We start from the raw sequence: 392 nt of genomic DNA on the forward strand, positions 1-392 counted from the left end.
TGAGACGTGGAATAACCCTGTTTCGCACGAATGTGCATGCAAGGTTTGAACCGTAGTTGCCTTTGGGTGAAGCCTGCTTGCAGGTGGAGCTGAAGGGGACAGGATCCTCGAACGTCGGACTGACTGTGAAGTTCGTCCGGCAAAGGCAACCCGGCAGGGCCATGTGGTCCTGTCAACTGGAGAGAGACAGTGGATAGAGCGGAAAAGCGCGAATTTGTCGCGTGGCTGAACGGCGCTTTCAAAGAGTCCGGTTCGGTCGTCGTGGCCCACTATACCGGTCTCACCGTTTCGCAAATGAGCGATCTTCGCTCGAAGATGCGTGATGCAGGTGGGTCCGTTAAAGTCGCGAAGTAAACAGCAAAAAATCAAATCAAAAAAAGAGAATAAAATTA

The 392-nt window shown here is 51.8% G+C and carries 1 protein-coding gene; it reads left to right on the forward strand.

The genetic code is table 11. From position 1 onward, the window contains the following. The first annotated feature begins 189 nt into the window (after nt 1-189). On the forward strand, nt 190-354 hold the full coding sequence (gene rplJ, locus FG154_RS20870) for a 50S ribosomal protein L10 (protein WP_222120605.1): 165 nt from the start codon (nt 190-192) through the stop codon (nt 352-354). The last annotated feature ends 38 nt before the right edge of the window (nt 355-392 follow it).

Origin of the sequence: Cereibacter sediminicola, assembly GCF_007668225.1 — a bacterium.
GTDB lineage: Bacteria > Pseudomonadota > Alphaproteobacteria > Rhodobacterales > Rhodobacteraceae > Cereibacter_A > Cereibacter_A azotoformans.